Below are 19,737 nucleotides of genomic sequence, written 5' to 3' on the forward strand. Positions count from 1 at the left end.
AACAAAGCTACTCTGGAATAGGTTGGTTGAAACTAATTTAGTTCAGCTTTAAAAGCCAAATACTTGGGCTGCAATCGTCATTGTAACCAGCGTAATTAATACAATAGCCACAATGTTTAGCACAAAACCCGCTCTTATCATGTCGCGCATTTGAATTTGCCCTGAGCCAAACACAATAGCATTTGGTGGTGTCGCTACCGGCATCATAAACGCACAACTACACGCTATAGCTGCAGGAATAACCCAAACCAATGGTGAACCTGTTATAGACTCTGCAACGGGCCCTAACAAAGGAAGAAAGCCAGCTGCAGTTGCTGTATTGCTTGTGATCTCAGTTAAAAACGTAATTAATGCCACAACAACAAGTACACTCATAACAAGTGGAATAGTGCTGGCGCCTTCAATTAGGTGAGCAATAAATTCAGCAAGCCCTGATGACTTAATTTGAGATGCAAGTGTAAGCCCGCCACCAAATAATAATAAAACGCCCCACGGCACTTTAGCTGCGCTTTCCCAATCAAGGATACGCTCATCTTTGCCTTTATTCGCTGGCATTACAAACAACAGCAATGCCGCTGCAATTGCAATAGTAGTATCTGAAATATTAAGACCTGTTATATCACCTAATAAAGGTCTAAATATCCAACACAGTGCTGCTAAAACAAACACAAATAACACGCCTTTTTCGGCGCGCTGCATTATACCTAGGCTTTTTAACTGCGTTGAAAACACCGCTTTTGTATCAATTTTTTGATCGTTTTTAATATTAGCATCTACTTTATACGCAAATTTAGTAAGCCAAACCCAGCTAATAATTAGCATGCCTAAAGACAGTGGTACGCCTACAATCATCCATTGCGCAAAGCCAATTTCTATTTGGTAACTATCTGACAAGTAAGCAGCCATTAAAGCATTAGGCGGAGTACCGATTAAGGTAGCAATACCACCAATACTTGCACCATAAGCGATTGATAACAGTAAAGCCTTACCAAAACCTTCATTACTCGGGTCTGATTGCTTAACTAAATTAGTAATTGAAAGCGCAATAGGCAGCATCATTACAGCTGTTGCGGTATTTGACATCCACATCGACAAAAATGCGGTTACCAGCATCATTGCTAAAATTTGCAAGCTTGGCTTTTTACCCGCATATAACATGGTGCTTAGCGCAATACGTTTATGTAACCCCCAACGCTCCATAGCAATAGAAATTAAAAAACCACCTAAAAATAAAAATATTAGCGGGTGCGCATACGGGGCAGCCACGCTTTTAATTGCTGCTATATCAGCAAGTGGTGATATTACCAGAGGGAGCAAAGCAGTTGCTGGAATTGGTACTACTTCGCTCACCCACCACGACGCCATCCAAAATGCTAAACCTGCGGTTTTAAATGCCGCTACAGACATACCCGTTGGTGGATCGAGTAAACATGTTAATAGCATTACTACAGGGCCTAGTATCAAAAAAAGCCATTGGAAATGTCTTTTCTTATCTGGTTTTTGCGTGAGTATATTATCTGTCATGGCAGGCCTCTAAAATTTGTATTTAAGACCAAGCGCAACACTGCTGTCGTCTTGTTCTTCTAAATTAAGGTCGGTGTATAAAAGGTAAGCAGTTGTTTGCTTATCAAATACATAGTCAAGGCCCGTAGTCCATTGCGTTGCCTCAGAAGTTTGACGAAGTAAAGAGTCATCTTTAGCAAACTGTAATTTAGGTACCCATTTATCAAGCGTATAGCTTGCACTTAACACATAACCGTTACCTGATTTTATACCATCTGTTGATTCAGAATGCTGATACAGTGCACCAAGCTGTAATTGTTCAAATTTATAGGCTGCTGCTATTCGGCTCGCATTAATATTATTAAGAGAATCAACATGGCTTAATGATAAGTAATATGAGGTGTTTTTTAAGCTTCGATCACCATAAATAAAGGTTGCTGCAAATCCATCTTCGTTATCTTTGTTGTCGTCTTTTGGAGCGTAAGTAAACGAAAACTGCGTATTATGCCAATACTTAGAAGTGTATGTTAGCGTATCACCAAGTCTATCTTGTCCTGCAATAACTTGAGCTATGTCACCTTGGGTTTCATTAAAGTTATCAACTTTGCCTTCAGAGTATTTAAAGCGAGTATCATTTCTTCCCACTACAAGCTCGCCAAATTGACCTTTTAAACCAAGGTATGTATTCCTTGCACTAAATGGCTCTTCGGTGTCATCTTGCTCAAAGCCTTTTACTTGCACTTCGTATTTAAAAACAACGTTTAAATATTCATTTAATTTGTGTTGCCCTTGAATACCTATACGCGAAAATGGCGCTTCAATCTGCGTGCCTTCTTCTGCGTAACGCATAATACCCGTATCTGTATTAGCAATTTGCACTTCGGCTTTACCATAAACATCATATTCAGTAGCGCAAGCCGTGTACGAGTAAAAAGCAAAGCTACTTATTGAGGTGAGTAAAATAGTAGAGTGTGTAAACTTTATCATTATGTGTCCTAATTATTAGAATCTACTTGTTGTCAGACCTAATAAGGCAACTTTACTGCCAATGGTAAAATACTTTTATATTTCAGATGGTTAATGGGTGTTGCGTATAAAAAAGAGAATAAATGTGCGGTTTCCCACACACCATAAAAACGAAGTTGTCACATAAACCACACAATTTAGTCAATAAACATATCACGGTTTAAATTGTATTTACTCATTTTATCGTAAAGGGTTTTACGAGCGATTTGCAGTGTATCCATCGTATTTTTAATACTGCCATGGTTACGCTCTAGGGCTTCTTCTATTAACGACTGCTCATAAAAAGCAACTTTTTCAGATAAGCTTAAATCGGGAGAAAGCTCACCTTTAGCCTGCGTTTTACTAACACTAAAAGCAAGTTCTACTCCTAATAAAACCGCGCGCTCAGCTTGGTTTCTAAGCTCCCTTACATTACCAGGCCAGTCGTACGCTAAGAGTCGCTGTTGTATTTCGCTATTAAGAGGTGCTGGCGGCTTGTGATAGCGTGTTGCTGCAATAGAGCTAAAATGCTTAAACAGTAATACTATATCTGCTTTGCGAGCTCTAAGTGGTGGTATATCTACTTTTACCAAACTTAGTCGATAATATAAATCTGCTCTAAATTCACCTTTTTCAACTAATAAAAGCAAATCTACTTTAGTGGCTGCAACAATTCTTATATCTAATTCAATTGCTTTATTATCACCTACTGGAGTTACTTTTCGCTCCTCTAATACGCGTAATAATTTAACCTGCAACGACATTGGGGTACTTTCTATTTCATCTAAAAAAACAGTACCACCTTGTGCGAATTCAAACTTTCCCTTACGAGTGTGAGTTGCTCCGGTATAGGCACCACTTGCAGCACCAAATAACTCGCTTTCTATCAACTGCTCAGGCACCGCGCCGCAATTTATAGCCACAAAGTTACTTGCTGAGCGAATACTTTGATCGTGTAAGTAACGCGCTACAAGCTCTTTACCCGTGCCAGTTTCACCTTCAATCATTACATCAGCTGGGGTATCAATAACCGTATTGAGTAAATGCATCATATCTTGCATTTTAGGAGTATCACCCAGTATTCGTACACCCGGCGCTGAGGTTTTTTGTACAGCAAGTTTTAGTGCACGATTTTGAATCACTAAGCTACGCTTGTCGCATGCTCTTGCTATGCAATCAAGCAATGTTTCGTTTACTGGTTTTTCAAATAAGTCATACGCGCCTAATTGCATAGCTTTAACAGCAATAGTTACATCGGCGTACCCTGTTAAAAATATAACCGGCAGTTCACTATCAAATGCCGTGACTTGCTCAAGCAAAGTAAGCCCATCCATTGCAGGCATATTTATGTCACTCAGTACAACGCCCATAAAACGTCGATTAAGCTTTGTTAGAGCCGTACTTGCATCATTAAAGCACTCAACTGTATAGCCTTCGAGAGTAAGTAATTGCTTTAATGAATCTCTGATCATCGCTTCATTATCAACTACAATGATGTGCTTACACGGTGAGTTTTCAATCATCTGTTTTATCCTGCGTGCTTGATAGACTGATTATAAACTCAGCCCCGCCTTGCAGTCGATTGTGCGCACTTAAAGAGCCATTAAACGAGTCAATGATTTGTTTTGAAATAGATAGTCCAAGGCCTAAGCCGTTACTTTCTTTAGTACTATAAAAAGGTTCGAAAATATTACCAAAAGCATGTTGCTCTATTCCAGGCCCTGTATCTAAAATTGAGAGTTTTACTCGATTATCAAAGCACTCAACATTAAAACTTAATTTACGTATTATTGCGCCATTCATAGCTTGGCTCGCGTTAGTTATTAAGTTAACCAACACTTGCTCAAATTTAAGTGAATCAACCCACACTATTAACCCACTATCTAAATTAGGCTGCTCTACGTGTACGTTATCTTGTTTTAGTTGTGAGCTGGCAATCATCAAGGCGTTATTTAATAAACCAGCTAACGGATAAGGTCTTAATTGAGTTTGTGATGGTTTGCTAAAATGTTTTAGCTGCCCCACTATTTTGTGTACGCGACCTACAAGCCCCTCAATCACAGTTATGCTTTCGCCAAGTGCGGTGTAATTTTGCTTAGCGAGTAAACGTTTGGCGCTTGCTAGGTAAGTATTCATAGCGCTAAGGGGCTGGTTTATTTCGTGATTAATACCTGCGCTTAACTGCCCAATTGTTGCAAGTTTTGCTGATTGAACTAATGCAACTTGCGTTTTCTCAAGCTCTTGTGTGCGCTCAATCACTTTTTGCTCAAGACTATGCCTAGAGTAAACGAGCTTTTTATAACCCGCAAAACGAGCAAGTAAACTATAACCAACAATCATAACTAAAGCATAAATACTAAATGCCCAAAACAAGCGTATTAATTGAGCTGAATTTACTTTTGTAATATCAACAAGTACGTTCATATGTGCACTAAAGTAACGCAATGGTTTTGTCGCACTCACATAAAGGTTTTTATTAATTCTGAAATGCGAAATACCCTGGCTCTTATATTGAAATTGCTTAATATATACAGGTTGATGATCTAAATAAGCACGGCGTAACTTTATATTACGTCGCTTTGTTATATCAAACTCACTGAAGCTATTTAAACGCCATGTTTGCATATCAGACATCGCAATTACATTATCACTAAGCTCTAAATAAAAATGGCTACCTTTAGATGTATTTAAAAGCTCTCTGTCGTTTTCAAATTTGCTTACATTCACTTTTAATACAACAACACCAACCGCTTTGTTGTCGTGATAAACAGCCTGCGAAAAATAAATACCACGCTCTTTTGAACGCATACCTAGTGCAAAGTAGGCCACTTTTTCACCTGCAAATGCACGCTTAAAGTAAGGTCTAAAGGCAAAGTTACTGCCTAAAAATGTGTAGTCGGCTTGCCAGTTACTACTTGCCGTTACTGCGCCTTGGGCATTCAGTACAAATATATCTGATGCACCACTGGCTTGTTGTATATCAGCTAAGTAGTTATTTATAGCGTTGTAATGGGCTTGGTCGCCGTTTGCAAATTCAATCATTAACTGATTATAAGTAAGTAGCTGGGGAATAGCCGAAAAACGAGCGAGTTCAGTATCAATGTAATTATTTAATTGAGTGACCTGACGCTGCGCTTGAGCTGTTGCTTTTTCAATATCGTGAGCGCGGCCTACCCAAAATGTAACAACCAAAATTAATACTAATAATATACATACTGTAATTATTTTTTTAGAAAACGTAAACATGGCCTACCCGAGAAATAGCCTAAAAATTTAAGGTCGCTAGTGTAACGACTTATATGAGGCAGGGATATAAACTTTTTGTTAACAAATGAATTTAATTATACTTGTTAATTAAATCTAGTCCTAAAACAAAAAACACCGCAAACAGGTGTGCTTGCAGTGTTTAAGGTTTAGAACAAAATTAATACGTTATTAATTTGTAGCTAAAGCTGATCTGTTTTTTAGGTATTTGTATAAACCAATTAATGAAGCAGCTATCCAAAATATTTCTATCACAAAGCTCGCTAAATTAAAGTTATAGCAAAGGCTAATTAACAACAAAATCGCCCCTGTTAAATTCATCATATTATACGTTAGGCTAGATGGAGACGTTTTTCCTAGCTGCAGTAAGAAAAATGAACCAACTACTAAAAAAGTACCTGTCATACCTATGATGTCAAATAAGAGTGCTATCACGAAACTATCCTTTATCCATTTTTAAATAACCCAATAAACTGGCCCGATCCATGGGGAGGGTATTTTTTCATTCATTGAAACAGCAAACCGAGCGATTCTATCAATATGGTAAATTCTAACAAGGCCATATGTCCGTATGAAGAAATTTTACTGTATCTGAATTATTTAAACGTTACTTTGCCACCAATTATTTTATAGGCAGGTGCACCACGAATAATCGCTTCTCGGGCAAAAGGCCGACTGCAGTTAGGACAAATACAGGGCTCTTGTGTAAAGTCTTGACTAATACGCTCTTTAAAACACTTAACTAATGCTCCTTTGCCTCCTTTTCGATATTTAAATAAGGAAGCTTTACAAGCAGAGCAAAAAATATCGACCGTTTTAGTTGGGCCTTTTTTATTAGGTTTTGCCATTAAGTCCTTCAGTACTATATAAAAAATTATTCTTTATGATACCAGTTTATAGCAATTCGTTTAATTAAGTGATCTATTTGAGGGTAGAAAAACGTGTTGATAGCTAGGCGAAAATTCGCTATTTAACTGTTCTAAATGAGAATTTTTTAACACAGGGAGCGACACATTTAGCCTCGCAAAATGATTAGGTATTATTGCTCATTTGTATTAGGTGGGTAAAGGTGACCACTGGGTTTTAAAATTTTTACGCGGTATGGATACTAAAGTGAGCTCATAATAATTTAATGATGATGAAAAATATAACCTAATCTTTGAAAAAGAAGCGGTTTAATTGAGATGATAGTACATTCATATTAAAAGGTTTGATTATAAACCCCGATACTTTAGCTGCAATAACTTGCTTAACTTTATCTGTACTATCCTCACAGGTAACCATCAACACAGGAATATAGGCAAGGGCTCTGTCTTTTCGAATGTTTGTGAGTAAATCAACGCCATCCATTTTTGGCATATGAAGATCTGTAATAACCAAATCGAAATGTTGCTCACGTAATAAAGCCAAAGCTTGTAATCCATCTGTAGCTTCAACGATATTGCAATACTCCAACTTTCTTAGCATATTAATTAAAACATGACGCATGAGTGGCATATCATCAACTACTAATATTTTCATTAATACCGCTACCAAATCATGTAAATACGATTATATAAACCTACTCTACTCTCAGGTAAGAATCAAACCGGGCATTAATGGCAACTCAACCCTTACGGCCAAATACCTAAAATAAGCCCCATTAACGAAAACTGTAAAATACAGTAACTCCCATTAATTAAAAATAGCTTTAAAGGGCGTTGCTCAAATATATAACTTAATCCTAGTGAACTACTGATCCAAAAAAAGCCGATTACAAAGCCTGTTCCTATACACTCAACTAAGCTTGCGTCTTTACCTAAAAATAGAGACAACATTAAAGCCGCTATAAATACTAAAAAGAAGCTGCCGCCAAATATCAACTTAGGATTGGCTGATTGTAAATCAAGGTCAGTTAAGCCAATACTTTCTAGCCAAGCGTTTTTAAAGAGTGCTTTTGAGTACCATATGCCGCCAAGCATAAAAGAAGACAGTGCAGCCACCAGTATTGCAAAATAATCTACATCTAAAAGGTTCATACAAACAGCCGTATACAAAATGTGTAATACCGTTTGGTATTAAATATTAACGGTATAAAGATACTCTCAATGTAGTTACAAATAAGGTATTGAGCAAATTGCTTAACTTGAGTTAATTGCCTTTATGGAGAGTAATTTTAAAAATAAAGGCTATAAATCGCCAAATTTAGCGCTAGTTAACGCCGCTAAATTAGTTGGGGAGAGTGCGATTTCTAAACCTCGCTTTCCGGCGCTCACATAAATAGTATCAAAAAGTGAAGCACTACTATGAATAAACGTAGCTAAGCGTTTTTTTTGTCCAAGTGGACTTACTCCCCCTAAAATATAACCAGTGCTAGCTTGAACTTTTTGCGGGGCAGCCATTGCTACTTTTTTGGCACCACATAATTTTGCCAACTGTTTTAAGTTAACTTGTTGCGACACAGGAGTAACAGCAACAATTAGCTGCCTTTCGTGTGTTTCAAGAACGAGAGTTTTATATACTTGGGCGCTATCTAAATTTAACTTTTCAACAGCTTCAAGCCCATATTGACTATTACCTGCATCGTGTTCGTAACTGAGTACTTCAAAGGGGATTTTTTGTTTTTTAAGTAATTCGATTGCTGGGGTCATACTATTTAATCGTGTTTTTTTTAACAGTAACAAAAATAAAATTTAAAGCAAAAAAAACGACGCTAAAAAGCGCCGTTTCATTATTAATAATAATTTAAATTTACTTAGTTAAATCATCAAAAAACTTTTTAACACCGTCAAAAAAGCCTTGCTCTTTAGGACGATTTTTCGAGCTATCTGTACCCATACTTTCATCTAACTCTTGCAGTAGTTCACGTTGACGCTCGTTAAGATTAACTGGCGTTTCGATTACTACCTTACAAATTAGATCGCCTTGGGCACCACTTCGAACAGACTTAACGCCTTTGCCACGCATACGGAACATTTTGCCCGTTTGCGTTTCAGAAGGTATTTTAAGTTTTGCACGACCATCAAGTGTTGGCACCTGAATTTCGCCACCAAGACCTGCTGTTGTAAAGCTAATTGGTACTTCACAGTATAAATTATTTGCTTCACGTACAAATATTTCATGTTCGCGAACAGATACTTGCACGTACAAGTCGCCAGATGGCGCGCCGTGCATTCCGGCTTCACCTTCCCCAGTTAAGCGGATACGGTCTCCTGTATCAACGCCAGCTGGAATTTTAACTGAAAGCGTTTTAGTTTTTTCTACGCGGCCTTGACCATGACATTTGTTACAAGGGTCTGAAATAATCTGACCTTGTCCCTGACACGTTGGACACGTTTGCTGAACAGCAAAGAAACCTTGGCGCATTTGTACTTGGCCAGCACCATGACACGTAGTACATGTTTTAGGCTTAGAACCTGCTTTAGCACCACTGCCATCACATGGCTCACAACCCACCCATGTTGGTACTTTAATTTCAACTTCTTTACCACGAACCGCTTCTTCTAAGCTCAAGTCCATGTTGTAACGTAAGTCAGAACCACGTTGTTGACGAGATTGACGTCGACCACCGCCGCCACCAAAAATATCGCCAAATACGTCACCAAATACATCACCAAAATCGCCATGTCCGCCACCAAAGCCGCCATGACCACCGCCACCGCCCTGTTCAAATGCCGCGTGACCATGTTGGTCATACATTTGGCGTTTTTGAGGATCAGTTAAAATCTCGTAAGCTTCTTTAACTTCTTTAAATTTAGTTTCAAGCTCTTTATCGCCTGCGGTACGATCTGGATGATATTTCATCGCTAAGCGTTTATACGCTTTTTTTATGTCTCGCTCACTCGCATCTTTGCTTACGCCGAGGGCTTCGTAATAATCGCGTTTTGACATATCTATCACACTACTCTTTTCTGTTTGCAGCGTGAGCTGCTGGATAAACCGATAAATCGCATCGATTTATCATTGAATTTTCAAACCTTAAATACATGCAAAAGGCGCGACAAGCTATTGCTCGCGCGCCTCAATTGTTCATCCTAACCTAAACACTCGATTGAGTTAAGTGTTTTTGGCTAGCGAGAAGCGTTAGCAACAATTACTTGTCGTCTTTCACTTCTTCGAACTCTGCATCAACAACGTCGTCGTCTTGCTTAGCTGATTGCTGTTGCTCGCCTGCATCTGCTGAACCTTGCTGTGCTTTCGCTTGTGCAATTTCCATTAGTTTTTGAGACTTTTCAGCAAGAGCTTGAGTTTTAGCTTCAATCTCTTCTTTGTTGTCGCTCTTAATAGCAGCTTCTAAATCTACAACAGCCGCTTCAATCGCTTCTTTGTCTTCGCTTGGTAATGCATCGCCAGCTTCTTCAATTTGCTTACGAGTACCGTGTACTAGAGCATCAGCTTGGTTACGAGCAGCTACAAGTTCTTCAAACTTTTTATCGTCTTCAGCATGTGCTTCTGCATCACGAACCATTTTTTCAACTTCTTCATCGCTTAGGCCTGAAGATGCTTGAATTGTGATTTTTTGCTCTTTACCTGTATCTTTATCTTTTGCAGATACATGTAAGATACCATCGGCATCAACATCGAATGTTACTTCGATTTGCGGTGTACCACGTTGTGCTGGGCGAATACCTTCTAGGTTAAATTGACCTAGAGATTTATTGTCGCTTGAACGTTTACGCTCACCTTGTAACACGTGAATTGTTACAGCAGATTGGTTATCTTCAGCTGTTGAGAATGTTTGCGATTTCTTAGTAGGAATCGTCGTGTTTTTCTCAATCAATGCTGTCATTACTGAGCCCATTGTCTCAATACCTAGAGATAATGGAGAAACGTCTAGTAATAGTACATCTTTAACGTCACCAGCAAGTACACCACCTTGAATCGCTGCGCCTACTGCAACTGCTTCATCAGGGTTTACGTCTTTACGTGGTTCTTTACCGAAGAAATCAGCAACTGTTTTTTGTACTAAAGGCATACGTGTTTGGCCACCAACAAGAATAATATCGTTGATGTCGCTTACTGATAAATCAGCATCAGCAAGTGCACGTTTAAGTGGCTCTAGAGATTTAGTTACTAAATCTTCAACTAGTGATTCAAGCTTAGCACGTGTTAGTTTCACGTTCATGTGCTTAGGACCAGATGCATCAGCAGTTACATACGGAAGGTTTACTTCAGTTGATTGTGCAGATGACAGTTCAATTTTTGCTTTTTCAGCAGCTTCTTTAACACGTTGCATTGCAAGAGGATCAGTTTTTAAGTCTAAACCTTGATCTTTCTTGAATTCAGCTACTAAGTAGTTGATTACACGGTTATCGAAATCTTCACCACCTAAGTGAGTATCACCGTTTGTAGCAAGTACTTCAAAAGTGTGCTCGCCTTCAACTTCATCAATTTCAATGATTGATAAATCGAAAGTACCGCCACCTAAGTCATATACTGCAACGATGTTTTCGCCACGGTTTTTATCCATACCGTAAGCAAGTGCCGCAGCAGTTGGCTCATTGATAATACGTTTAACTTCAAGACCCGCAATACGGCCAGCATCTTTCGTTGCTTGACGTTGTGAATCGTTAAAGTATGCAGGTACTGTGATTACAGCTTCAGTTACTTCTTCACCTAAGAAGTCCTCTGCCGTTTTCTTCATTTTTTTCAGTACTTCAGCAGAAATTTGTGGTGCAGCGCGTTTTTCGCCACCCGCTTCTACCCATGCATCGCCGTTATCAGCTTTGATGATTTTAAACGGCATAATGCCGATATCGCGTTGTACTTCTTCGTCTTCAAAACGACGACCAATTAAACGCTTGATTGCAAATAATGTGTTTGTCGGGTTAGTAACCGCTTGACGCTTAGCAGATTGACCTACTAATGTTTCGCCGTCTTGCGTGTAAGCAATAATAGACGGGGTTGTGCGATCGCCTTCCGCGTTTTCAATAACACGTGCTTTGCCACCATCAAGTACTGCAACACAAGAGTTTGTAGTACCTAAATCGATTCCAATAATTTTACCCATGAAACTTCTCCAACTTCAATATTCGTTAATACGTTCGATGACATAGTAAATAGGGATGCGCCAAACTTATTTCAACTGTAAAAATGAAAAAAAATCCATTTTTTGTGATTTATTTACAAAATAACCCTAATAATTGTAAGGAATGGTGATTTTTGCACCGCCAGAGACGTTTTTAATTACTGGTCTGACTAGTTTGGTTGTGTTATAAATTTATTAAATCGCACTATAAAAGGTCATCTTCATGCATTTTGAACAATTACTTCTCCAAGCTGCAAAAATTGGAAGTTCAGACAATACCGAACAATTAACTAGCACAATGCAATTTCCAGAAAACTGGTGCCAAGGCAGAACTGCTTTTGGTGGGCTCTCAGCCGCACTGTTGTATCAAGCTATCAGAGGAAAAGTATCCAATGATCGTCGCCTACTCTCACTCAGTACAAATTTTGTAGGGCCATTACTAGCTGATACTCCTTTTTCGTTATCGGTAGAAATATTACGACAAGGTAAAAGCAGCACACAGGTACTCGCCAAAGCCATTCAAAATGAACAAGTGTGTGTAATTGTACAAGCGTGTTTTGCTAAAAGTAGAGAGTCGGGTGTAAATGTGCCTGTTTCAAAGTCTTTAGGGTTAAAACCGGTAGACGAGCGCCATACTCTACCTTTTATTAAAGGCCAGATGCCTGAATTTTTTCAACATGTTGATTTATGCCCTCAACAAGGTGCCATGCCATTTAGCAGCGCAGAAACGTCTCACTTAGGGGGATGGATGCGCTTTAAACATACGCCCGAACAAATAACTGAAGCGCATGTAATTGCATTAACAGATGCATGGCCACCTACGTTATTACAAATGTTTAAACAACCCGCTCCAGCTAGTAGCATGTCATGGTATTTAGAGTTTGTACAAGAGCCAAACTTATCACCTGGCGAATGGCTTGGCTTTGAAGCAATCACTCATCATTCAAAAGATGGCTATGGTTTAGAAGATGGCTGTATATGGTCACAATCCGGTGAGCTAATAGCGCTTACACGTCAAACAGTGGCGTTATTTGATTGATGAATGGGTTTGGCCTTCATCAACAATTCTTTTATAAGTACCGTTTTGCTTGATGAGCGCCAAACCTATATCAAACTCAGTAGCTAAAGAGAGGTTATTAAAATAAGCAGGTCGCTCTGCTTTTGGAAATAAAGTGTAAATTTGCACAGCTTCGGGTGATTTATGTTGATTGTAGTAATAGTAAAAAATACGCTTATCTAACACAATTACATCCACCCAACCTTTTAACAGCTTATCTACCTGCGCCTTTTGATTAATAACCTCTTGATATGAGCTAAAGTGTTTAACATTACTTTTAAATATAGAAGGCAGATATGCAGTTGCATTTTGAAAAGCAAGGACGTTTTTATTAAACATGCCTTCTATTTCATCAATATTATATTTATTTCGCTTGAGTGTGATGGCTACATTTTCATAACTAAGTACCGGTTTACTTGGGTAAATACATGGACTACTTCCTCCTGCATAATTTAAAAGTATATCTACTCCTTTATTATGCAATTGATGCTCAGCGCGTTTATTCGACATATATTGCACATTAATATTGGCAAATCCATTAGCCTTTAACGCGGCTTTGATTAAACCTAGGTGTATACCCGAGTCTGTTTTTTCAAAAACATAGGGCGGAATTGATGCGCTCGCGGCGATAATTACTTCTCGCTCTTTATTAATAGCCACAGCATTTTGCGAACAAATAAAGAGCCACATTAGTATGCAGTACAAATAATATTTCACACGCTTCCTTTACATAACGAGCAGCTTGATGGCAGAACGCGTTGTATTAATGTATTAAATATAGCAAAATTGAAGAAATATTCTTCTTGCTTGGTATTAAATTGCAAACTGTCTGCCCCTGTTGTGATCTGATCATAGATATACCTCGCATAATCGCAAAACAAATGGCGATATGCCCACATTGCCACCATAAACTTTGCGAAGCCGATGTTAATCACGACAGTCGCATAGTAGCACTAAGCTTTAGCGCACTATTAATGTTGCTCAGCAGTATGTTTTACCCTTTTATTTCATTTAGTAGTAGCGGTATAACTCAAACTATTACACTGCCCGACGCGGCTCGAATTTTGTTTAATTATGATAGTGAGCTACTTGGCTTATTTATTGATTTGAGCATTATTGCCCTGCCCATGGGTTTGCTTGTTATTTTAATTCCTTTGCATCTTGGGCTTTTAAAAGCATTACCAGAGAGCATTGCAAGGCGACTACTAAAGTTCACTTTGGCGTTAGAGCCTTGGATTATGTCGGAAATATTTTTAATTGGCGTACTTGTTAGTATGGTTAAAATCATGTCGCTGGCTGATATTAGCTTCGGCACGAGTTTTTGGGCTTATGTGGGGTTTGTTATTTTATACATAGCTGCACTTGTTCACTTAAATCGCCCACGCTTATGGGCTCAAATAAAGCCTGTAAAAGTACTCGAAGGCGCAGAGCATGCTAAACGTGCAATAGATGAAAATATTAAAGCCTGCCATGTGTGCCATCAACTATGTACCGGTAATATTTGCCAGCGTTGCCATACAAAAACACACGTCAGAAACCCTTATAGCGTACAAAAAGCAGCAGCTTGGCTAATTACTTCTGTTGTTTGTTATATTCCAGCAAATGTTTTACCTATTATGCACACCACTAGCCTTGGGGATGAATCCCCTTCGACTTTAATTGGTGGTGTTATTACTCTTTGGAAAAGTGGCTCCTACCCTATTGCCGCTATTATATTTTTAGCCAGCGTTGTGGTGCCACTTGCTAAAGCTTTTGTATTGAGCTTTTTATGCTTTATGGTTACAAGGCCTGCCAATAAACATACAAAAAGTTACACCCGAATTTATCAACTGACTGAGTTTATTGGTAAATGGTCGATGATAGATGTATTCGTGGTTGCTATTTTAGTGGCCTTAGTTCAACTGGGTAATTTAATGTCAGTAACGCCAGGATTAGGCATTGTATTTTTTACAGTTATGGTAATATGCCAAATGATGGCTGCCCATGCCTTTGACCCACGCTTATTGTGGGATTCCCCTAAAAACAAAAAATCAGAGAACAAAGCATGACCGAAACCGCCGAAATAACAAAAGAACCGAAAATTTCCGCTATCTGGATCATTCCGGCAATTGCGCTTTTAGTGGGCATGTGGATGTTATACCAATACCAAGCTAATAAAGGCCCTACTATTTTTATCGAAATGCCACAAGCAGAAGGTATTATTGCAGGTAAGACTGAAATAAAAGTGCGCAGTGTAAAAATAGGTCAAATTGATCATGTTAGGCTATCCGACACGCAAGACAGCGTAATTGCTCGCGCGCAAATAGATAAAAATTACAACGAGCTACTGACTAACGATGCCAAAATTTGGGTCGTGAAACCACGCATTGATGAAACAGGTATTAGCGGGATGAGTACGTTATTGTCTGGTGTATATTTAGAGTTTTCACCCGGTGAAAGTAAAGAACTAAAAGAGCGTTTTAAGTTACAAGATGAACCCGCCCTCATTGGTAAAGATGTGAAAGGTGGTCGTTTTAAATTAATGAGTTACAACGCTGAAGTACTTGATGTAAGCACCGGTATATTCTTCAAAAATTATAAAATAGGGCAAATAGAAACCGCCACTTTTGATTGGGAAAACCAAGCAATGAAGTACGGCGTATTTATTAAAGCCCCTTATCAAAATCTGATCACCATGAACTCAATATTTTGGGTGAACGCAGGAATTGAAATTGACCTATCTGCCGATGGTATCAATATTAATACGGGCTCTTTGAGTAAACTATTAAAAGGCGGTATTTCGGTTGGTTTACCTGAACAACAGGCCCCGGGTGAAATAGCACAAGATGGGCATAGCTTTTCATTAAGCCAAAGCTATAAAGAGGCGTTAGAAGAGCGCTTTTATGATTTTGATTACTACCTAATTGAATTTGAACAGTCAGTTCGAGGACTACGCACAGGTGCACCTGTCGAATACAGAGGTATGCGTGTAGGTACTGTTGTTGAAACCCCTGCCAATGTAATTATTGACGGTAAACCTGCCCACTTTAGAAACCATAATACGGCGGTTCCAGTGCTTATAAAAGTAGAATACGGACGCTTGTATCATGACAGTGCTTCAGCAAAAGAGTATTGGCAAGGCAGTTTAAAGGGCTGGATTGAAAGTGGGATGCGCGCCTCGTTAAAGCCTGGTAATTTATTAACGGGTGCTGTGTATGTAGATTTTGATATATACCCCGACGCGCCAGAAGCGCACCTAGGTAAACTTGTGCAGTATGATGTTTTTCCGAGTATTTCAAGCGGTATAACTGTATTAGCAGATCAAGTTTCTGACGTACTTAATAAGGTAAATAACTTAAAAGTTGAAGATAGCTTGGCACAAATGCAAGCTACATTTACCGATTACCGAGCGCTTGCTAATGAAATGCGAGAGCTGCTAAGCCAAAAAGATACACAAAACTTACCTGGCGACTTTAACCGTAATTTCGAAAAGATGACAAAAAGCATGGAGCAGTTTGAAGTCACTATGCGCCAATTTGATAAAACCATGGCCAGTTACCAAGCCGGTTCTGAACTTCATCATCAAATACAGCAAACATTAAAAGAGTTTAAACGTTTAAGTGAGGGCCTACAGCCTCTAACTCGCGGATTAAACGAGCAACCTAATATGCTAATTTTTGATAAATCATTACCAGCAGATCCAAAACCAAGGAAGCAATAATGAAATCGTTATTTTTAACTGCAAGTTTATTATTACTATTGGCAGGTTGTAGTTCATCAATACAAACTGCGACACAGTATTACCAGTTTGAGCAGCCTATAGGTGCATCGTCTCGAAACGTTGCAGATACAGATGCGCAACTAAGAATACAAACTGTTGTACTTAGAGGCGCTTTAAATAATTTGGGCATTGCTATGAAAATAGATAGCAACCAAATTCATGCTGCAAATTACAACCTGTGGGGCGAATCGCCGGATGTAATGCTTACTGCAACAGCCCAGCAAACACTTTTTAATGCTATGCCCAACTGGATGGTAATAAAAGGCTTACCGGTCATTACTGAACTTGATCAACAAACGTTTTATGAGCTTGAATACGAAATTCACCACTTTAATGGCGATATGCAAGGTAACGCTGATATTTCTGGGCTTTGGCGTTTATATTACACACACCCTGAAACAGGCCGACGCCTTATAAGTATTAATAATTTTTCGCAATTGGTCCCTATTGATGATGATGGCTATGATGGCCTGGTTTCGACACTTGAAGCAACATGGCTAAATATAAACCTAAATGTTGCAAAACAAATAGAACAAGCAAGACTTTAATCGTTAAGTGACAATATAATCACGGCGGTTGTATCATCATTGATAACCGCCTTGCCCTTTATTTTAAAGCCCAATTTTAACAACACATTCTGCGATGCCCTATTATCTGGTGATGTTATTGCACACAGTTTTGTAATTCCAAATTCATGCTTATATTGCAAAAGTGCGCTGGCCGCTTCAAAAACATAACCCTTTTTTTCAAAACCGCTTACAAGTGCAAAACCTAAATCAGGTTGCAGTAACGCGGCGCGTTTATAAAACCCAACAACGCCAACTACTACAGCATTATGCAAAGTAATAATGTAAGGCCCAAAGCCTTGGCGTACATGAGAAGCAATAAATGACTAGGGCCTGTTGACCTTTCAGGATTAAAATTTGTTCAATCTAGGGGCGATTTAATCGCGGCGTGAGGTTTATAACCTAGTGGGCTAAGTAAAAACCGAGCAACAAAGAGTTAATTGCCCCTAGGTAGAACCCTTCGGGCAGCGCATGTTTGGCATTTATGCAGTGTTAACGCCTATTTATGGGGAATAACCACACTACATAGGCTCTGCCTTGCCTAAATACCAAACATACTGCTGCAAATTTAACCTCGAAAGATAAACAGGCCCTATAATGTACGACTTGGCATCATCAAGGGTATAGATTGCTTTATCACCAATATGCTCTATGAAACTCGCCTGATTAACTAGCTTAAGTAAAATAGCTGCATCAAGCTCATTTGCATGGCGCAACAACAATCGATTTGTTTTAAATACAGCGTTCAATGTAAGCTCCTCTAAAAAACTTTGTTTTGCATGTAACTTTTTGTTGACTGAAATTAAAAAGCAGATTATTTTTGCGCCGATGTTTTTACAGGCACAACAATAGCGGTTTGCACTCCTTGCACCGTCTGGCGCCAAAGCCAACGCGTTTCACTTAAGCCGCTATTTAACATAACTGTTTATGTGTCTCTCCCTCGCGTACAAAAGCAGTGACTTGGAAGATGATTTTACAACAAACTTATCATCTTCTTTGTTTTTGTATAAGCAGTTTAAAAATTAATACTATTGTAATTTTTATACATGCTTTTAATTTTGTGAATACTTAAATGCTTGAACCTTCTGCGTTAAGTTTACTGCCACCTTTGGTGGTAGTTGTATTGGCTGTTGTATTACGCCGCCCTATTTTATCTTTACTTATTGGTGCTTTAGTTGGTTTAGTTATCGCCGATCCTGCACAGGTACTTACTAACTTTGCGAGTACATCGCTAAAAGTGATGACAGACGAAACCATCGGCTGGCTAATACTTGTATGTGGTGGCTTCGGTGCTTTAATCGCGCTATTAGTGCGCACAGGTGGCGCATCGGCTTTTGGCAAGTTAGCCCTTAAATACACTAAAGGTAAACGCTCATCTTTGTTTATGACCTTTTGTTTGGGTGTAGTTATTTTTATTGATGACTACTTAAATGCGCTTACCGTGGGTGAAACCATGAAACGCATTACCGATAAATTTAAAGTGAGCCGTGAGATGCTTGCCTATGTTGTAGACTCTACTGCTGCACCAATTTGTGTACTTGTCCCTTTATCTACCTGGGCGGTTTTTTTTGGTGGCTTACTTGTAGATAACGGTATTGCAGAAGAAGGCAAAGGGATTGCAGTTTATATCCAAGCCATACCGTACATGTTTTATGCGTGGTTTGCAGTGCTTGTTGTTTTACTTGTTGTGCTGGGTATTATTCCTGCGATTGGTCCAATGAAAAAAGCAGAGCAAATGGCACAAATTGAGCAAGCTCAAGTCGACCCTGCTCAATACAATGACGTTCAAACAGCGGATGAATATGCGGTAAAAGCCGTAGAAGAGAACTTTGAAGATGCTGATCCTAAAGGTAAATTACGTAACTTTTTGGTGCCGATTATTTTACTGGTTGCATTTACTGTTTACTTTGAAATAGACGTATACAAAGGCTTATTAGCAACAATGGCGGTCACTCTCCCGTTTTATGCTCTACAAAAATTAATGAGTGTAAGTGAAATGATTGAACGCATGCTTGATGGCTTTAAAAGTATGATCCCCGCGATTGGTACTGTTATAGCTGCGTTTATATTTAAAGATGTATGCGACTTAATTGGTTTGCCTCAGTTTGTTATTGGCAGCTTAAGTCCTTATATGACCGCTGCATACTTACCAGCCGTGGTATTTATTTCAATGGCTATTTTAGCGTTTGCAACGGGGTCTAGCTGGGGTATTTTTGCTGTATCAATTCCCATTGTTATGCCACTGGCTAATGCGGTTGATGCAAACATACCACTGGTCATTGGGGCGCTATTATCGGCTTCTTCTTTTGGTAGCCAAGCGTGTTTTTACTCAGATTCAACCGTACTCGCAGCGCAAGGTTCTGGTTGTAATTTAATGAGCCATGCTGTTACACAATTGCCATACACGCTAATTGCTGCGGCATTAGCTGTTATAGGCTTTTTAATAATGGCTTAAATACTATACCAATCCGCAATAATACTTAATCATTTTGCGGGGCTAAACGAGTCGCTAACTGCGTTAAAAAATTTTCATTTAGAACAACTAAATAGCGAATTTTTTGCCTAGCTATCAACA

General features: G+C 38.9%; 19 protein-coding genes. 5 read left to right on the forward strand and 14 right to left on the reverse strand.

The window, feature by feature from the left end:
• Window positions 1-48: 48 nt before the first annotated feature.
• The 11 genes from H5090_RS04975 to dnaK form a co-directional block, all read right to left on the reverse strand.
• Entirely contained in the window at window positions 49-1,524 is a 1,476-nt protein-coding gene (locus H5090_RS04975; RefSeq protein WP_182695174.1) for an SLC13 family permease, read from the reverse strand.
• 9 nt (window positions 1,525-1,533) lie between these two features.
• Complete coding sequence (locus H5090_RS04980) at window positions 1,534-2,490, reverse strand: porin (protein WP_182695175.1); 957 nt, start codon at window positions 2,488-2,490, stop codon at window positions 1,534-1,536.
• Window positions 2,491-2,666: 176 nt separating this feature from the next.
• Window positions 2,667-4,031 (reverse strand): sigma-54 dependent transcriptional regulator, encoded by a 1,365-nt coding sequence (locus tag H5090_RS04985; RefSeq protein WP_182695176.1) that lies wholly within the window; start codon window positions 4,029-4,031, stop codon window positions 2,667-2,669.
• Window positions 4,024-5,754 carry an ATP-binding protein gene (locus H5090_RS04990; protein ID WP_182692464.1) on the reverse strand — a complete coding sequence of 577 codons (1,731 nt, stop codon included), beginning with the start codon at window positions 5,752-5,754 and terminating at the stop codon, window positions 4,024-4,026. The genes H5090_RS04985 and H5090_RS04990 overlap by 8 nt, the downstream gene beginning before the upstream one ends.
• Before the next feature lie 189 nt (window positions 5,755-5,943).
• On the reverse strand, window positions 5,944-6,207 hold the full coding sequence (locus H5090_RS04995; RefSeq protein ID WP_024595558.1) for a hypothetical protein: 264 nt from the start codon (window positions 6,205-6,207) through the stop codon (window positions 5,944-5,946).
• A gap of 161 nt (window positions 6,208-6,368) precedes the next feature.
• On the reverse strand, window positions 6,369-6,620 hold the full coding sequence (locus tag H5090_RS05000; RefSeq protein WP_024595559.1) for a hypothetical protein: 252 nt from the start codon (window positions 6,618-6,620) through the stop codon (window positions 6,369-6,371).
• 304 nt (window positions 6,621-6,924) lie between these two features.
• Window positions 6,925-7,293 (reverse strand): response regulator, encoded by a 369-nt coding sequence (locus H5090_RS05005; RefSeq protein ID WP_182695177.1) that lies wholly within the window; start codon window positions 7,291-7,293, stop codon window positions 6,925-6,927.
• 92 nt (window positions 7,294-7,385) lie between these two features.
• On the reverse strand, window positions 7,386-7,790 hold the full coding sequence (locus tag H5090_RS05010) for a DUF1761 domain-containing protein (protein WP_002959069.1): 405 nt from the start codon (window positions 7,788-7,790) through the stop codon (window positions 7,386-7,388).
• 150 nt (window positions 7,791-7,940) lie between these two features.
• Window positions 7,941-8,402 (reverse strand): Cys-tRNA(Pro) deacylase, encoded by a 462-nt coding sequence (gene ybaK, locus H5090_RS05015; RefSeq protein WP_024595562.1) that lies wholly within the window; start codon window positions 8,400-8,402, stop codon window positions 7,941-7,943.
• Between the two features lie 100 nt (window positions 8,403-8,502).
• Window positions 8,503-9,642 carry a molecular chaperone DnaJ gene (gene dnaJ / locus H5090_RS05020; RefSeq protein ID WP_002959065.1) on the reverse strand — a complete coding sequence of 380 codons (1,140 nt, stop codon included), beginning with the start codon at window positions 9,640-9,642 and terminating at the stop codon, window positions 8,503-8,505.
• 202 nt (window positions 9,643-9,844) lie between these two features.
• Window positions 9,845-11,761: a molecular chaperone DnaK gene (gene dnaK / locus H5090_RS05025; RefSeq protein WP_002959064.1), complete on the reverse strand. Its 1,917-nt coding sequence runs from the start codon at window positions 11,759-11,761 to the stop codon at window positions 9,845-9,847.
• Between the two features lie 241 nt (window positions 11,762-12,002).
• Between dnaK and H5090_RS05030 the strand changes: the two genes are divergently transcribed.
• The gene (locus H5090_RS05030) at window positions 12,003-12,818 is read left to right on the forward strand and encodes a thioesterase family protein (RefSeq protein WP_024595563.1); all 816 of its coding nucleotides are present in this window, start codon (window positions 12,003-12,005) and stop codon (window positions 12,816-12,818) included.
• Here H5090_RS05030 and H5090_RS05035 read toward each other — a convergent pair.
• On the reverse strand, window positions 12,807-13,553 hold the full coding sequence (locus H5090_RS05035; RefSeq protein ID WP_182695178.1) for an ABC transporter substrate-binding protein: 747 nt from the start codon (window positions 13,551-13,553) through the stop codon (window positions 12,807-12,809). The two genes, H5090_RS05030 and H5090_RS05035, sit on opposite strands and share 12 nt — an antisense overlap.
• A gap of 164 nt (window positions 13,554-13,717) precedes the next feature.
• Here H5090_RS05035 and H5090_RS05040 point away from each other — a divergent pair, with 164 nt between their 5' ends.
• Genes H5090_RS05040 through H5090_RS05050 form a run of 3 tightly spaced genes read left to right on the forward strand, consistent with a single transcriptional unit; the run spans window position 13,718 to window position 17,144 of the window.
• Window positions 13,718-14,884, forward strand: coding sequence for a paraquat-inducible protein A (locus H5090_RS05040; protein WP_024595565.1), 1,167 nt, complete (start codon window positions 13,718-13,720; stop codon window positions 14,882-14,884).
• On the forward strand, window positions 14,881-16,536 hold the full coding sequence (gene pqiB / locus H5090_RS05045; RefSeq protein WP_182695179.1) for an intermembrane transport protein PqiB: 1,656 nt from the start codon (window positions 14,881-14,883) through the stop codon (window positions 16,534-16,536). The genes H5090_RS05040 and pqiB overlap by 4 nt, the downstream gene beginning before the upstream one ends.
• Window positions 16,536-17,144: a PqiC family protein gene (locus H5090_RS05050; protein WP_024595769.1), complete on the forward strand. Its 609-nt coding sequence runs from the start codon at window positions 16,536-16,538 to the stop codon at window positions 17,142-17,144. The genes pqiB and H5090_RS05050 overlap by 1 nt, the downstream gene beginning before the upstream one ends.
• Here H5090_RS05050 and H5090_RS05055 read toward each other — a convergent pair.
• Window positions 17,141-17,482: a GNAT family N-acetyltransferase gene (locus H5090_RS05055; RefSeq protein ID WP_310736306.1), complete on the reverse strand. Its 342-nt coding sequence runs from the start codon at window positions 17,480-17,482 to the stop codon at window positions 17,141-17,143. The genes H5090_RS05050 and H5090_RS05055 overlap by 4 nt on opposite strands.
• A gap of 201 nt (window positions 17,483-17,683) precedes the next feature.
• Complete coding sequence (locus H5090_RS05060; RefSeq protein ID WP_370626123.1) at window positions 17,684-17,911, reverse strand: hypothetical protein; 228 nt, start codon at window positions 17,909-17,911, stop codon at window positions 17,684-17,686.
• A 323-nt stretch (window positions 17,912-18,234) separates the two neighbouring features.
• Between H5090_RS05060 and H5090_RS05065 the strand changes: the two genes are divergently transcribed.
• Entirely contained in the window at window positions 18,235-19,617 is a 1,383-nt protein-coding gene (locus H5090_RS05065; RefSeq protein ID WP_024604188.1) for a Na+/H+ antiporter NhaC family protein, read from the forward strand.
• Window positions 19,618-19,737: the final 120 nt, after the last annotated feature.

The sequence above is a fragment of the Pseudoalteromonas sp. SR43-5 genome, assembly GCF_014163835.1.
In the GTDB taxonomy this organism is placed as follows: domain Bacteria; phylum Pseudomonadota; class Gammaproteobacteria; order Enterobacterales; family Alteromonadaceae; genus Pseudoalteromonas; species Pseudoalteromonas distincta.

Bases quoted from the DNA above. Each gene is read 5' to 3' on its own strand.
- H5090_RS04985 (WP_182695176.1), bottom strand. From the start codon at position 4,031: ATGATTGAAAACTCACCGTGTAAGCACATCATTGTAGTTGATAATGAA.
- H5090_RS05065 (WP_024604188.1), top strand. From the start codon at position 18,235: ATGCTTGAACCTTCTGCGTTAAGTTTACTGCCACCTTTGGTGGTAGTT.
- H5090_RS05050 (WP_024595769.1), top strand. From the start codon at position 16,536: ATGAAATCGTTATTTTTAACTGCAAGTTTATTATTACTATTGGCAGGT.
- H5090_RS05000 (WP_024595559.1), bottom strand. From the start codon at position 6,620: ATGGCAAAACCTAATAAAAAAGGCCCAACTAAAACGGTCGATATTTTT.
- pqiB (WP_182695179.1), top strand. From the start codon at position 14,881: ATGACCGAAACCGCCGAAATAACAAAAGAACCGAAAATTTCCGCTATC.
- H5090_RS04975 (WP_182695174.1), bottom strand. From the start codon at position 1,524: ATGACAGATAATATACTCACGCAAAAACCAGATAAGAAAAGACATTTC.
- H5090_RS05010 (WP_002959069.1), bottom strand. From the start codon at position 7,790: ATGAACCTTTTAGATGTAGATTATTTTGCAATACTGGTGGCTGCACTG.
- H5090_RS04980 (WP_182695175.1), bottom strand. From the start codon at position 2,490: ATGATAAAGTTTACACACTCTACTATTTTACTCACCTCAATAAGTAGC.
- H5090_RS05030 (WP_024595563.1), top strand. From the start codon at position 12,003: ATGCATTTTGAACAATTACTTCTCCAAGCTGCAAAAATTGGAAGTTCA.
- dnaJ (WP_002959065.1), bottom strand. From the start codon at position 9,642: ATGTCAAAACGCGATTATTACGAAGCCCTCGGCGTAAGCAAAGATGCG.
- H5090_RS05040 (WP_024595565.1), top strand. From the start codon at position 13,718: ATGGCGATATGCCCACATTGCCACCATAAACTTTGCGAAGCCGATGTT.
- H5090_RS05005 (WP_182695177.1), bottom strand. From the start codon at position 7,293: ATGAAAATATTAGTAGTTGATGATATGCCACTCATGCGTCATGTTTTA.
- H5090_RS04990 (WP_182692464.1), bottom strand. From the start codon at position 5,754: ATGTTTACGTTTTCTAAAAAAATAATTACAGTATGTATATTATTAGTA.
- ybaK (WP_024595562.1), bottom strand. From the start codon at position 8,402: ATGACCCCAGCAATCGAATTACTTAAAAAACAAAAAATCCCCTTTGAA.
- dnaK (WP_002959064.1), bottom strand. From the start codon at position 11,761: ATGGGTAAAATTATTGGAATCGATTTAGGTACTACAAACTCTTGTGTT.